Source organism: Clostridium sp. CTA-19 (genome assembly GCF_054767855.1).
In genome coordinates this window covers 1-15,504 of record NZ_BAAABH010000050.1, presented here as the reverse complement: position 1 = coordinate 15,504, position 15,504 = coordinate 1, and the positions used below count along the sequence as shown (strand labels likewise).

The window sequence follows — 15,504 nt, the reverse complement described above, 5'->3', positions numbered from 1 at the left end:
GGTATATTGGTCCAGTTGATGAAACAATTGCTACTGATGAGTTAGAAGCGTATTATGCATATCAATTATTAAAGATTAGACCATCAATAATTAAAACTCTAGCATTGCCAAGTGGTTATATGGCTATTTTGGAGAAAGATGAGTTAAAGACTGTTCTAGATGAGAATGATATCGATGTATTAAAAAAGTATAATGCATAATAAAGGGTAAACTAGTCGTATAAAAAGATGATTGGTTAATAATGAATAATAGTACTATAATTATTAGCTGCATAATCTAAATAATTTAGTGAAAAGATGAAATGAACCAGCTGAAATTTAAGTAGGATGGTTCATTATTTTTTAGCAGTTCTGCAGATATAAGTGTCTGACAAAGGATGTCCTTGCCAATCAATACTAATATCTTTAGTGGCAAGTAATACAAAGAGAAAAATATGGATAGTATCAATAAGTAAGTAATTTGTTGTATTGTATGAAGTATAAATATAAAATAAAGGATTGTGATATAATAAATTGGCAATAAAAAAGTTTATTAGGAGTAAAAATTATGTATAAGACAATTGGAATATTAGCGCATGTTGATGCAGGAAAGACAACTTTTTGTGAGCAATTATTATATAATACAAAAGTAATTAAAGAGAGAGGAAGAGTTGATCATAAAAATTCTTTTTTAGATAATCATAACATTGAGAAAAAAAGAGGAATAACAGTATTCTCAAATGAAGCTACATTTTATTATAATGATTCTACTTATTATTTAGTAGACACTCCAGGGCATGTAGATTTTTCTACAGAAATGGAAAGGGCAGTTCAAATTATGGATTATGCTGTGGTAATAGTAAGTGCAGTAGAAGGTGTTCAAGGTCATACAGAAACTGTATGTGAATTACTTAAACAGTATAAAGTTCCCACCTTCTTTTTTATTAATAAAGAAGATAGAGATGGTGCAAATGTTTTAAAAGTAATAAATAAAATTAGGGAAGTTTGTGATGGAGAAGTTATTTATCTTAATAATTCATTAAAAGAACCGTTGGACTGTGAACTTATTGAAGAGATAGGAGCAAAGGATGAAAATTTATTAGAATTATACTTAGAAGACAATTATGAAAAAAATTTATGGGTTAATTTTATAAAAGATGAAACAAAAAAATGCAATATTCATCCCTGTATGTCTGGTTCAGCACTTTATAATAAGGGGATTAAAGAATTTATGGAAAACATAGATATTCTAACATATAGTGAGTTTTTAGTGGATAAAGATTTTGCTGGTAGAGTATACAAAGTTAGGCATGATGATGATGGAACCAAAATAACCTATATAAAAGCATTACAAGGAAGTTTAAAAATAAAAGATGAACTTAAATATATAAATGCAGATAATGATAAAATTTATGAAAAGGTAAATCAAATAAGAATTTACAACGGTGAAAAATTTAAAACCGTAGATAAGGCTGTAGCTGGTGAAATCTTTGCAGTTGTAGGTCCAAAAGGGTTACTGCCTGGTGATGGAGTAGGGGAAGTTTTAAAGAAAACAAACTTTAAAATGATTCCTACTTTAACTTCTAAAGTAATATATGATAAAAGTTTGGATGAAAGAGAAGTTTTAAAATATTTTAGAATTTTAGAATGTGAAGACCCCAATTTAATGATAGTGTATAATGAAAAGTTAAAAGAAATACAAACTCATATTATGGGATATATACAACTAGAAATATTAAAAGACGTTTTAAAAGAACGATTTAATATAGAAGTTGAGTTTGGTGATTGTGAGATTTTATATAAGGAAACCGTAGAATCAACAGCCATAGGATATGGTCACTTTGAACCTTTAGGTCATTATGCAGAAATACATTTAAAGATAGAAAAAGGTGAAAGGGGTAGTGGAATAGAATTTAAAAATACTTGCCATGCAGATGATTTAACTATAGGAAATCAGAATTTAGTAAAGACACATATATATGAAAAAAAACATAAAGGAATATTAACAGGATCAGAAATAACAGATTTAAAAGTTACTTTATTAACAGGACGAGCACACAACAAACATACTTCTGGTGGAGATTTTAGAGAAGCTACACTTAGAGCGTTAAGGTATGCATTAGAAGATGCTCATTGTATATTGTTAGAACCATATTATAGATTTAAAATAGAAATAAGTTTAGAGCATACTGGAAGAGTTATATCAGATGTTCAAAAGTTAAATGGTAATTTTCAATTAAAAAGTACTTCTATAGAAAGTAACATAATAACAGGAAGAATACCAGTAGCTACTTTTATGAACTATCCAAAAGAATTTATTTCCTATACAAAGGGAAGAGGTAGAATAAGTCTTGCATTTGATGGATATGATGTTTGCCATAATAGTGAAGAAGTAATTAAAAAAATTAATTATAATAAGAATAGTGATGGTGAATATACATCATCATCTATATTTTGTTCAAAAGGCCAAGGCTTTACAGTGAGAGGTGAAGAGATTAAACAATATATCCACTGCTCAATTAATTAATTGAGCAGTGGATATATTGTTTTTATTTCATATTACAAATGAAATAAATTTAACAAATTATTACAAGATTTATATAATAATAATATAATTAAAAATTTAATTAATATAGGGAAACAAGCTCCAATTTAAATTTATTCATCAAATTTTTGTTATCAGTTGAGAAAAATAAGTGCAAATATATTTAGTTAAGAATTATTCACTCTTAACTTTTAACTAAAATAATCTGTTAGTTATTGATAAAATATTAATTTGAGTTTTCTCATTTGATAAATGAATAATTTTAGAACTTAACTTGGAATCCTATAGTAAAAAAAGCTTGAATTTAATTTTAGATATTTTAATGTAATTTGAATTATATTCAAGTTTGTATACGCTTTTGTATCTGAAAAATTTATATCAATGAGTTAAAGCAGACTTATAAGTTAACGTTTTATTACATTAGTGGGAGTGAATTTTATGCTAGTAGATTTAGCTAAACATGGAAGAGAACTATATAAGCATAATAGTTTATCTAGAGAAGAAATTTTAAGATATAGTGAAGAAAATTTTAGAAAAATATTAAAATATGCTTATAAAAATAGTGATTTTTATAAAAAATTATATTTATCAAAAGGAATAATGTATAAAGATCTTGATGATATTTTAATAAAAGATATACCAATAATTACAAAACAACAAATTAGGGAAAATTTTTATGATATATCTGTAAAAAAGATTGATAAGAAAGAAATTGATAAAATTTTAGCTAGTGAAAAATTATTATTAAGAATTAAAGATAGATACATTGTGCATACTTCTGGTACCACAGGTATTCCTACAAATTTTATATATGATAAAAGAGCACTTAGAATGTTGTCAGCTAACTTTATAAGATTGACTATGAGAGGTGGAAATGTAAAGTTAGGGTTATCTGATATACCTTTAAAAAACTTGTATATAGCTCCTGTTGGAGGAGGATATGCATGTACTGCTCTTGCTTTGTTTGGTATGGAGGAATATAAATGTAAAAGTCGTATAATAAATGCTCAAAAACCTTTAAATCAGTGGATAGATTTAATAAGAAACTATAATCCTAATTATTTATCAGGTTATCCATCCTGTTTAAATCTTGTAGCAGAATTAAAAGAACAAGGAAAAATAAATATAACACCTAAAAAGATAATTACAGGAGGGGAGCCACTAACAAGAGAATGTATTGAAATATATAAAAAGGTTTTTGGAGCAGATATAATAGATTACTATGGATGTACTGAGTCTATTTTTATAGGTGCTAGAAGTAATAATGAAAAAAGAATGTATCTTTATGATGATTTAAATTATGTAGAGATAGATGATGAGAATCACCTTATTATAACTCCACTTTATAATAAAGCTTTTCCACTTATTAGATATAGATTAAGTGATGTAGTTTATGGATTTAATAAGGAGGGAGATGGGGATCTTCCTTATACTTATATAAGAAAGATAATGGGGAGAAATGAAGAAATTATGTGGTTTGTTAATGAAAGAGGGAAAAGGGATTTTCTTCATCCCTTATTTTTAGATGATTTAAATGTAAGAGGTATAAGTAAATATCAATTTGTACAAAAAAGTTTAAATTATTTTGAATTAAGGTGCATTTATGAAAGTATAGGTAATAGACAATTAAAGAAGGAAGAATTAGAATATCAACTACATGCTTTTTTAAAAGAAAAAAACTTAGAAAATGTCAAATATAATATACGATTTGTAGAACATTTGCAAGTGAGTCAAAATACAGGAAAATCAAAATTAGTAATTAAAGAGATATAAAATCTTATAAAAGAGTTATCTAAAATTTTATTTTAGATAACTCTTTTATTTCTTTTTCAATAATAATTTATTGTTTTTCAATAATTTATTATTGAAAAAGAAATAAAATGTGGTAAAATAAAGTTAAGGGTCATTAAAAGGTTATTTATGGAGGGGTAAAATTATGAAAGAAATAAAAATTCGAGGATGCATTGTAGCATTATTATCTTTAGTTTGTTTTAGTATGGCAATAATGACAATAATGATGATAGTAGAGTTTATAAGGATGATAGGTGATCCTATCCTTATAAGTGAAAAAATGGACATATTATTTTTTGTTATAATTTTATTTGATTATACTTTTTTATCTTATATATTAATAAAGATAGTAAATTGTAATTTAAATGGAATTTTTTCGGTGAATAATGTAAAGAATTTTAAAAAATTAGGTTATGGTATGATAGTGTTAGCTTTAGCTGAAGAAATGACAAATATTTCAGCACAGACATACATTGAATTTAATGGAATAGCAATAAAGCCAGCAGCAATTGTTTTTTTTATAATAGGTTTAACAAATATATATTTAGCACATGTTTTTAAAGAAGGAAAAAGAATTAAGGAAGAAAATGATTTAATAATATAAAATTGAGGTTTATGAGGTGGATATAATGAAGAAAAAAATAAAAAGTCAAAAATGTATATTATTTATTTTATATATTGCATTTTTTACTATAAGTTGTTTAACAATAGTGTTTATAGTTAAAGATTTTAAGTACTTATCTGCTCATGACAATGATTCTATTAAAATTATTTTGAAAGTTTTAATGATGGTAAATTATGCTTTTTTATCTTATGTTTTGATAAAGATAGTAAAATGTGATATTTATACAATATTTTCAGTGGAAAATGGTAATAATTTTAAAAAATTAGGATATGGTATGATATTTTTATCAATAATAGAAGGAATACTTAATTTTTCTACAGGGGGTCATTTTCATATTTTATCATATGGAAACAGGTCATTAAAAGCACCATCAATTATATTTTTTATAATAGGTTTAACCAATATATATTTATCATATGTTTTTAAAGAAGGAAAGAGAATTAAGGAAGAAAATGATTTAACAATATAAAATTGAGGTTTGTGAGGGTTAATTTATGAAAGAAATAAAGAGTCAAAAATATGTTTTATTTATTTTACGCAGTGCATTTTATTTTATGACTATATTTACATTGTTTTGGACAGTAGGTATTCTTGTTAATTTAGGAACTATTAAATCTACAGGTGAAATGGTTTGTCTTGTTTTATGTGTTTTACAAGCTGGTGATTATACTTTTTTAGCCTATAATTTAGCTGAAATAGTAGAATGTAATATTTATACAATATTTTCAATAAAAAATAGTAATAATTTTAAAAAATTAGGATATGGTATGATATTTTTATCTATGATAGAAGAAATAAGTAATTTTTTTAATGAAAGCGGTTTTGATATTGTTGCTTTAAAAGAAACATCATTAAAAACAACATCAGTTATATTTTTTATAATAGGTTTAACAAATATATATTTATCACATGTATTTAAAGAAGGGAAGAGAATTAAGGAGGAAAATGATTTAACGATATAAGGAGAAGAATATGGCTATAATAGTTAATTTAGATGTTATGATGGCTAAAAGAAAAGTTTCATTAAAAGATTTAGCAGAAGAAATTAATATAACTAATGCTAATTTATCTATATTAAAAACTAATAAGGCAAAAGCTATCAGATTTTCAACATTAGAGGCAATATGCAAGGCTTTAGATTGCACTCCAGGAGATATACTAGAATATGTAGAAGATAAGGAAAGTGAAGAATAATTTAAAAAAGTTTTTGAAAATTATTGACAAATATTATATTTTAAACTAAAATCAATACAAATAGAATAATATTTTTAGGGTTTGAAATACACTTTAAATTGGTCCTGTGAGGCCAGTAAGGAGTATGTTAGTGCAATTTGAGGATATAGTATAGCTATGTCTAATTGTTGCATAGTTTAAGGCTAGATTAATATACTTTGGAATTACAGGATTAATAAAAGAAATTTCTTTTATTAATCCTTTTTTATTGGCAAAAATCCAAAGAGAGCATAAAGTGCTTAATATTTTCCAAAGAGTAACAATAAAATTTAGGTAGTTAAAAATAGGTGCACATATTAATAGTTACTTTTTAAAAAGTTACAAATGGTAAATTTAATTAATCCTAACCTTAGGTGTATTTCGCTACTACTTATATTTAAATAGTATAAAAATAGTTAAAGAAATACTAGGAGGGTTAACATGAAAGCTAAACTAATACTTGAAAATGGAATTACTTTTGAAGGAAAAGCTTTAGGATATTTAGAGGATACAGTTGGAGAGGTAGTTTTTAATACAGGAATGACTGGATATCAAGAAGTTTTAACAGATCCGTCTTATCATGGGCAGATAGTTACTATGACTTATCCTTTGATAGGAAATTATGGTGTGAATTTAGAAGATTTAGAATCTAAAACTCCAAAAGTTAAAGGGTTTATAGTTAGAGAACTTTGTAGTGAACCAAGTAATTTTAGATGTGAAATGAATTTAGAAAATTACTTAAAACAAAATAAAATAATGGCTTTAGAGGGAATAGATACAAGAGCATTAACAAAAATTTTAAGAGATAATGGAACAATGAAAGGCATAATAACACTTGAAAATTTAAAAGTTGAAGAAATAGAAGAAAGACTTAATAACTTTTCCAATAAAGATGCAGTAAGAAATGTAACAACAAAAGAGCCATATGTAATAGAGGGAAATGGGAAACATATAGCTGTTTTAGATTTTGGAATCAAAGAAAACATTTTAAGAAGTTTTAAAAAAAGAGATTGTAAGTTAACGGTATTACCAGCTTTTACATCTTATAAAGAAATATTAAATATAAATCCAGATGGTATATTTTTATCCAATGGGCCTGGAGACCCAGAAGATTTAGTAGAGGTTATTGAAAATCTTAAGATGATAGTAGGCAAGAAACCGATAGTAGGTATATGTCTTGGACATCAATTATTAGCTTTAACTTTAGGTGGAAAAACTGGAAGATTGAAATTTGGACATAGAGGTTGTAATCATCCAGTTAAAGATTTAGAGGAGAATAAGATACACATAACATCACAAAATCATGGATATATGGTTGAAAAGTTACCAAAGGATATGGTTATGACTCATGTAAGTGTAAATGATGGAACCTGTGAAGGAATGAGACACAAGATTTTCCCAATATTTAGTGTTCAATATCATCCAGAAGCATCACCAGGACCACATGATGCAAGTTATATATTTGATAAATTCTTAAAAATGTTATAAATGCAAAGTCGAATTCTAGTTAAAATGAAAGAAAGTTGGAGGTTGTTATTATGCCATTAAATAAAGATATAAAAAAAGTGTTAGTTATAGGTTCAGGTCCAATAATTATAGGACAAGCAGCTGAATTTGATTATTCTGGAACACAAGCTTGTGAAGCTTTAAAGGAAGAGGGAGTAGAAGTTGTACTAATAAACTCTAATCCAGCTACAATAATGACAGATAAAGAAGTGGCAGATAAAGTATATATAGAGCCATTAACTTTAGAGTTTGTAGAAAAGGTCATAGCAAAGGAAAGACCAGATTCATTAATTGCAGGTATGGGTGGACAAACTGGATTAAATTTAGCGGTAGACTTATGTGAAGCTGGGATACTTGAAAAGTATAATGTTAATATAATAGGAACTTCAATAGAATCAATTAAAAAAGGTGAAGATAGAGAGCTTTTTAGACAGGTTATGAATGATATAGATGAACCTGTTATAGAAAGTGAAATTATTACGGATATAGAAAGTGGTATGAAATTTGCAAATAAAATTGGATATCCAGTAATAGTAAGACCAGCATATACATTAGGTGGGTCTGGTGGGGGAATTGCTGATGATGAAGATATGTTAAAAGTAATTCTTACAAGCGGATTAGAGCAAAGTACTATAGGACAAGTACTCTTAGAAAAAAGTATTAAAGGGTGGAAAGAAATAGAGTATGAAGTTATAAGGGATAGTTATGGAAATTGTATAACAGTTTGTAACATGGAAAATATAGATCCAGTAGGAATACATACAGGGGATAGTATTGTTGTAGCACCAAGTCAAACATTAAGTGATAAAGAGTATCAGATGCTTAGAACATCATCTATAAATATTATTAACAAAATAGGGATTGAAGGTGGCTGTAATGTTCAGTTTGCATTAAATCCAAAAAGTTTTGAGTATGCAGTAATAGAAATAAATCCAAGGGTTAGTAGAAGTTCAGCATTAGCATCAAAGGCTACTGGATATCCAATTGCTAAGGTAGCTGCTAAAATTTCTTTGGGATATGCATTAGATGAAATAAAAAATGCAGTTACAAAAAAGACATTTGCTTGCTTTGAACCATCTTTAGATTATGTGGTAGTAAAAATACCAAAATGGCCTTTTGATAAGTTCAAAAGTGCAAATAAAAAACTAGGTACAAAAATGATGGCAACAGGGGAAGTAATGGCTATAGGAAGCAATTTTGAATCGGCGCTACTAAAGGGAATACGCTCATCTGAAATAAAGAAATTTTCATTAGAACATAAAGTACTTGAAGATTTAAGTTTAGATGAGTTAAAAGTAAAAGTAATAAGCGCTGATGATGAGAGAATATTTGTTTTAGCAGAAATGTTAAGAAGAAATTATATGATAGATAAAGTTTGTGAGATAACAGGAATAGACAAGTTTTTTGTAGCCAAGATAAAAAATATAATAGATGAAGAAGAGAAACTTAAAAAATCAAAAATAGAAGATTTAAACAAAGAATGGCTTTTAAAGCTTAAGAAAAATGGTTTTTCAGATAAGGCAATAGCAAAAATGTTAGAATGCAGACCAAATGATATATATAGTTTAAGAAATCTTTGGAATATAAAGCCGGTTTATAAAATGGTAGATACTTGTAGTGGGGAGTTTGATGCAGTGTCACCATATTACTACTCAACTTATGATGAGTATGATGAGGTAGTAGTAAGTAATAGAAAAAAAATTATAGTTATAGGTTCAGGCCCAATAAGAATTGGACAAGGTATAGAGTTTGATTATTCTTCTTGTCATAGTGTTATAGCACTTAAAAAACTAGGTGTGGAAACTATAATAATAAACAATAATCCAGAAACTGTTAGTACAGATTTTAATATATCCGATAAATTATACTTTGAGCCACTAACAGAAGAAGATGTATTAAGCATAATTGATAAAGAAAATCCATATGGAGTAATACTTCAGTTTGGAGGACAAACAGCTATTAAACTTGCAGGATTCTTAAAGGAAAAGAATATTAAGATATTAGGTACAACTGCAGAACAAATAGATATGGCAGAAGATAGAGAAAAATTTGAAGAACTTTTAGAAGAACTTAACATACAAAGACCAAAAGGAAAAGCAGTATGGTCTGTAAAAGAGGGTTTAAAAGAAGCTGAATTGCTAGAATATCCAGTACTTGTAAGACCATCATATGTTCTTGGTGGACAGGGTATGGAAATAACATATAATGAAAGTGAATTAAAATATTATTTAGAAAATGCATTTATATCAAACAGCAAAAATCCTGTACTTATAGATAAATATATGTTAGGACGTGAAATTGAAGTAGATGCAATATGTGATGGCGAAGAGGTGTTGATTCCAGGAGTTATGGAACACTTGGAAAGAGCTGGAGTTCACTCTGGCGATAGTATAACTATGTATCCAAGTCAAAACATAACAAAAGAAATAAAAGATAAGGTTTTAGAATATACTAAAAAACTTGCATTAGCAATTGGTGTACATGGTATGATAAATATCCAATTTATAGAGTTTAAAAATAATCTATATGTAATTGAAGTAAATCCTCGTGCAAGTAGAACTGTTCCATATATAAGCAAAGTAAGCAATGTTCCAATAGTGGAACTTGCCACTAAGGTTATGCTTGGGGAAAAATTGTCTAACTTAAAATATGGGGTAGACATATATAAAGAACCTGAAATTGTAACAGTTAAAGTGCCTGTATTTTCAACGCAAAAACTTCCTAATGTTGAAATAAGCTTAGGACCAGAAATGAAATCTACAGGAGAAGTTTTAGGAATAGGCAATAACATAAAAGAGGCGTTATACAAAGGTTTTATAGCAGCGAATATGTATATGAAAAAAGATAAGGGTATGATTTTAGCAACAGTAAATGATAATGATAAAGCTGAATTTTTACAAATAGCTAAGGAGATGAATAATTTAGGGTATAAGTTTTTATCCACTGATGGAACATATAATATATTAAAGGAAAATGGAATTAAAGCTTGTAAAGTAAATAAGATAAAAGAAGGGGAAAATAATATACTAGATACAATAAGAGAAGGAAAAGTAGATTTAGTAATTAATACACCTACAAAGGGAAATAAAGCTAGTAGAGATGGCTTTATAATAAGAAGAGAAGCTATAGAAAAGGGTATAGGAGTGATAACAGCACTTGATACACTAAGAGCAATGGTAGAAGTTGAAAAAGAAAATATTAAAAAAGAATTTTTACAGGTTTTTGATATAGTAAGCATAAATTAAAATAAAATTTAAAGCTAGGAGGGGCTGTTGCAAAATTAACTAAAGGTTAAAGGAGCGATAGCTTCCTTTTTATATGTAATTTGCTTAATATATGATTAATGGTAATAAAAAATTTAAAAGGCTATTCAGAAAAATAAAAAAGAAACACAAATTTATAAGATTTTCTAATTCTATTTTTAATAAATAGCTTATTTAAAATTTTTCTTACCATTTTTTGAACCTAGAAATATCCATAATGATTTTTAATCATTTTGCGACAGCCCCTTATTTTAAGCTTCAATTATTATAGATATGATTATTTAATTTTAGATTTTTTGAAATCGTTAACAACTAAGCCAAAGAATGACATTATGAATAATAGTGTATATAATTCTATTTGATTTTTAGATAAAACAAGTAAGTTACAGGCTTCAAAAGTAACTATTAAAAAGGTAATTATTACACCTACAATTGAAGTGAAACGAGCTATTTTTGAAAAGTTTAAAATCATGAAAGTACTCCCCCTATATTTATGTAATTTTATAAATTAATATGTTAAGAATTATGTTGCAAAAAGAAATCTAAAATATTCCCTATACAATAATAACTTAATTTTTTACGTCTGTAAATGTTTTCTTTTGTGTGAAAATTAATAACTAAATTTAAAGGATATATTTATAGGGTTTCAAGTTGACTCTTAAAATTATCCATTCCAAAACTTGGATACCTAAAATAGTGAGACATGCTCCGAATCACTTAGAATTCAATGCTGAATCTTGTATGAAAATATTTTAAAGTTATTGAATAAATTTAAATTGGAGCTTGTTTCCCTATAAATTTAAAGAAATAAAAAAACTGTATTAAGATAAAATTTCAGATTTATCCTAAGACAGTTTTTCTATATATAAAATTAAATTTATATACTAATTATCAGATAGAGTAGTATTAATATTATTAAAAACTAATCCACCAAAAGAAGCTATAAACAATAATGCAAATATTACTACTTGATTGTGAGATAATGTAAAACAATTAAATGATTCTAAAATAATTAATAAAAAACTTAATATTATACCTAAAAGTGAAGTAGAATGTATAATTTTTAAAAATGTAAACTTCATAAAAGTTCCTCCTGTATATCAAAATAAAGTATAAATTTTTAATTAATCCTAACTGATTTGGTCAATTGCCTATATCATAATAACGTAAAAGTTAATGTATGTAAACAAATTTTTGTGTCTGAAAATTTAAACTTTATGAGTATATATAAACGTTGATTTTACTATATGAAATCGTATAAATAAAAAAATTATTATAAGGATTTTGAATTGAATGAAAAGTGAAAGTGTATGTGAAATATATTTAATAAAAAACAAGCTAAGTGTTAAAATTGTAACTCTACAGCTTGTTAATTTATTAAATAAAAAAATTTTTGATTATATTTTTTGCAGAAGAAGGATTATTTATTATTTTTTGAGGAAAAAAGTGTTTTGGAAAAAGACTTTGATATAGTTCAGTTGAAAATCGTTCGTCTATTAAAAATATAATTCCTTTGTCAGTATCATTTCGAATGACTCTTCCAGCCGCTTGGATTACTTTGTTTATTCCAGGAAATGTATATGCATAATGAAATCCAACTCCTTTTGTATTATCAAAATGATTTTTTATTAAGTTTTGTCTTAAGGAAATTTTAGGGAGTCCTACACCGACTATAATGGAACCTATTAACTTATCACCTTTTAAATCAATGCCTTCTGCAAATACTCCTCCAAGTACGCAAAAACCAACAACATTATTTTCATTAAATTTGTTTAAAAATTCTAGTCTAGCATTTTCAGTCATAGAGGATTCCTGAAGTAGTATATTGGTGTAACTAAATTCTTCAGTCATTATTTTGTATATATCTTTCATGTATTGATATGATGGGAAAAACACCATGTAGTTTCCTTTTTTAGAATTTAAAACATTATCTATATAAGTACAAGCTCTATTATAGTTTGATTGTCTTTTTGCATATTTAGTAGAAACATCATTAGCTATAATAACTTCCCTATTATTTATATTAAAGGGAGAAGGTAAAGTCATGTTGTAATCACCATCTTCGAAAGATAATAATTCTTTATAGTAGTTCATAGGAGATAATGTTGCTGAAAATAATATTGTAGATATTGCATTTTTAAAAGGTGTTTTTAATGCTGAACTTGGATTTATACAAAATAGGTTTATGTTAAGTTCAGAGCCAGCTCGTTCACTGTAACAAATATAATTCTCATCAAAAATGTCATATATCTTTAAAAAATCATTAACTTTAAAGTATAAATCTAATACATTATCTTTGAATTTGATATTGTCCTTTGCAAGATAGATAGCCATGCCGTCAAAAACAATTCCTAAATATTTTATAAGATCGGGTGGTACTTTTTCAAATATATAAAAATTAGTTTCTTCATTATATTTTCTAATTTCAATCATAACATTATTTACTTTATCTAATTTTTTATAAAGAGAATAATCTTCATTTTTTATAAGTTTTTTTAAATTTAAAAATTCACTTTTCAAAAGTGATGATGAATACATGTCTCTGGCTCGTTCTACTAGGTTATGCGCTTCATCTACAAGTATTATATTTTCATTTTTCTTCTCGTTAAAATATGTTTTAAGAGAAACTTTCATATCAAAAACATAATTATAATCACATATTATTAAGTCACAATAACTTATTAAGTCAAGAGAAATTTCGAAAGGACATACATTATGTTTATTGGCATATTGACACACTATGTCTTTATTTATATTTTCTTCATTGGTTATAATGTCTAAAATAGCCTTGTTAGCTCTATCGTAGTGACCTTTAGCAAATTTACAAAGGTTAGGATCACAGTTTGCAGTTTCTTGAAAACATATTTTTTCTTTTGCAGTCAAAGTTAAAGTTTTAATTTTAAGATTTTGCTCTCTTAAAAGGGTTATAGTTTTCTCTGCTATATCTTTAGTACTGCCTTTAGCAGTTAAGTAAAAAATTCTATTGCCAAGTTTTTCACCTAGTGCTTTTATAGAAGGAAATAAAGTAGATATAGTTTTACCAATTCCAGTAGGTGCTTCTAAAAAAAGCTTTTTATTATGTTGTATAGTTTTATATACTGTTACGGACAATTCACGTTGGTGTGGTCTATATTCCTTAAAAGGAAATGTTAAATCTTTTATAGAAGAATCCCTTAGTTTTTTGAAATTATAGTCTAAAATTAAAAATTTATAATATTTTTCAATAGTAGAATAAAAAAAATCATATAGACTATCTATAGAGAAACTTTCAACGAAATCTTTTGATTGAAGAGTATCTCTATTAACATAAATAATTCTAATTAATATATCTTTAAGATTATAGAGTTTAGAATACATATAACCATATATTTTTGCTTGAGCTATATGTAGTTCATTATAGGCTTCAATTGAAAGCATATCTCTTGAAGTGCTTTTTATTTCTAATATTTCTCCATAATTATCTTTAGATATAACACCATCTATTCTTCCTTCTAAATAAATATTTAAATTCTTATAATTAAAAGTATCCTTAATAGGGACTTCCTTAGAAAATACTTCATTTTTTTCTTTATGTTCTTGTTCATATTCTTTTTGAACTGTTTTATGAATTTTTGTGCCTTCGATAGCAGAGTTGGAAGAAACAAATTCATTATTTAAATCACCATATCTATAAACAAATTCTACTAAACTTCTAACTGAAAGTTTAGCATCAATACAATCTTTATTCAAAATCAAACCTCATTCCTTATTTATAAATTTTAAATAATCTATTATATATATTTTAACAAAGTATATAGGCTTTACAATATGGAAAATATTTATTATAGTTATATATGAGAAAGATTTCAAAAAATAAGAATATTTTAAAGGGAGCTAATGCATTGGCTGAGAGGAAGTTGTTGCCACTTCGACCTATAACCTGATCTGGATAATGCCAGCGTAGGATACCTAAAGTAGATATTTATATGCTCTTTACCAGTGTTAGGTAAAGAGCATTATTTTTTTAAAAGGAGGTAGAGAATAGTTGCTAAATTTATTGAAAATAGTGTAGAAATGTGTTAAAATATACTCATCAGAAGGAAGTGAGTATATTAAATGAAACATATTATAAATTATAAACCAAAAGATTTTGCTGAATTACTAAACGTATCAGTAAAAACGCTTCAACGTTGGGACAGAGAAGATATATTAAAAGCTAAAAGAACTCCTACTAATCGAAGATATTATACTTATGACCAATATTTAGAATATATAGGAGATATACATGTTACTTTTAAATGCGATTCTAAAGAAAAGGTAGATATTTTAAAAAAATTTGCAAATGAATTAGGAGGAGTTACAGTTGTTAAGAGCTTACAAGATAGAGATTAAACCTACTTTAGAACAAAAAATAAAAATACATCAAACTATAGGAATATCAAGATTTATATATAATTTCTATCTTGCTCATAATAAAGAAATTTATCAAAAAGAAAAAAGATTTGTAAGTGGAATGGATTTTTCAAAATGGCTTAATAATGAGTATATCCCTAATAACCAAGATAAAAAGTGGATAAAAGAAGTATCTTCTAAAGCTACAAAACA

The 15,504-nt window shown here is 26.3% G+C and carries 13 protein-coding genes, 1 pseudogene and 1 riboswitch; of the genes and pseudogenes, 11 read left to right on the top strand and 3 right to left on the bottom strand.

Annotation, left to right across the window (positions count from 1 at the left end; translation table 11 throughout):
- From ACYUE0_RS16875 to carB, 9 genes are all read left to right on the top strand, one after another.
- Positions 1-200, top strand: a 200-nt coding sequence (locus ACYUE0_RS16875; protein WP_460271745.1) for an immunity protein Imm33 domain-containing protein, incomplete at its 5' end; no start/stop codon positions are given.
- 346 nt (positions 201-546) lie between these two features.
- The gene (locus tag ACYUE0_RS16870; protein ID WP_460271743.1) at positions 547-2,505 is read left to right on the top strand and encodes a GTP-binding protein; all 1,959 of its coding nucleotides are present in this window, start codon (positions 547-549) and stop codon (positions 2,503-2,505) included.
- Positions 2,506-2,961: 456 nt separating this feature from the next.
- The gene (locus ACYUE0_RS16865; RefSeq protein WP_460271741.1) at positions 2,962-4,296 is read left to right on the top strand and encodes a phenylacetate--CoA ligase family protein; all 1,335 of its coding nucleotides are present in this window, start codon (positions 2,962-2,964) and stop codon (positions 4,294-4,296) included.
- Between the two features lie 163 nt (positions 4,297-4,459).
- Entirely contained in the window at positions 4,460-4,918 is a 459-nt protein-coding gene (locus ACYUE0_RS16860; RefSeq protein ID WP_460271739.1) for a DUF2975 domain-containing protein, read from the top strand.
- Between the two features lie 25 nt (positions 4,919-4,943).
- On the top strand, positions 4,944-5,408 hold the full coding sequence (locus ACYUE0_RS16855; protein ID WP_199870916.1) for a DUF2975 domain-containing protein: 465 nt from the start codon (positions 4,944-4,946) through the stop codon (positions 5,406-5,408).
- A 25-nt stretch (positions 5,409-5,433) separates the two neighbouring features.
- Positions 5,434-5,901 carry a DUF2975 domain-containing protein gene (locus ACYUE0_RS16850; protein ID WP_199870915.1) on the top strand — a complete coding sequence of 156 codons (468 nt, stop codon included), beginning with the start codon at positions 5,434-5,436 and terminating at the stop codon, positions 5,899-5,901.
- 10 nt (positions 5,902-5,911) lie between these two features.
- Positions 5,912-6,133, top strand: a complete 222-nt coding sequence (locus ACYUE0_RS16845) for a helix-turn-helix domain-containing protein (protein ID WP_010296182.1) — start codon at positions 5,912-5,914, stop codon at positions 6,131-6,133.
- 459 nt (positions 6,134-6,592) lie between these two features.
- Positions 6,593-7,639: a carbamoyl phosphate synthase small subunit gene (locus ACYUE0_RS16840; protein ID WP_199870914.1), complete on the top strand. Its 1,047-nt coding sequence runs from the start codon at positions 6,593-6,595 to the stop codon at positions 7,637-7,639.
- Between the two features lie 50 nt (positions 7,640-7,689).
- Positions 7,690-10,902, top strand: a complete 3,213-nt coding sequence (gene carB / locus ACYUE0_RS16835) for a carbamoyl-phosphate synthase large subunit (RefSeq protein WP_460271735.1) — start codon at positions 7,690-7,692, stop codon at positions 10,900-10,902.
- A gap of 295 nt (positions 10,903-11,197) precedes the next feature.
- Here carB and ACYUE0_RS16830 read toward each other — a convergent pair whose 3' ends face one another.
- The 3 genes from ACYUE0_RS16830 to ACYUE0_RS16820 form a co-directional block, all read right to left on the bottom strand.
- Entirely contained in the window at positions 11,198-11,392 is a 195-nt protein-coding gene (locus ACYUE0_RS16830; RefSeq protein WP_460271733.1) for a hypothetical protein, read from the bottom strand.
- A 412-nt stretch (positions 11,393-11,804) separates the two neighbouring features.
- Positions 11,805-12,002 carry a hypothetical protein gene (locus ACYUE0_RS16825; protein WP_061995283.1) on the bottom strand — a complete coding sequence of 66 codons (198 nt, stop codon included), beginning with the start codon at positions 12,000-12,002 and terminating at the stop codon, positions 11,805-11,807.
- A gap of 295 nt (positions 12,003-12,297) precedes the next feature.
- Positions 12,298-14,649: a helicase C-terminal domain-containing protein gene (locus ACYUE0_RS16820; protein WP_061995284.1), complete on the bottom strand. Its 2,352-nt coding sequence runs from the start codon at positions 14,647-14,649 to the stop codon at positions 12,298-12,300.
- 127 nt (positions 14,650-14,776) lie between these two features.
- A riboswitch (TPP riboswitch) is annotated at positions 14,777-14,886 on the top strand.
- Between the two features lie 129 nt (positions 14,887-15,015).
- On the opposite strand from ACYUE0_RS16820, the pseudogene ACYUE0_RS16815 reads away from it, so the two are divergent.
- Positions 15,016-15,177: pseudogene (locus tag ACYUE0_RS16815) on the top strand (MerR family DNA-binding transcriptional regulator); the annotation flags it as partial.
- Between the two features lie 85 nt (positions 15,178-15,262).
- Positions 15,263-15,504, top strand: a 242-nt coding sequence (locus tag ACYUE0_RS16810; protein ID WP_460271731.1) for a helix-turn-helix domain-containing protein, incomplete at its 3' end; no start/stop codon positions are given.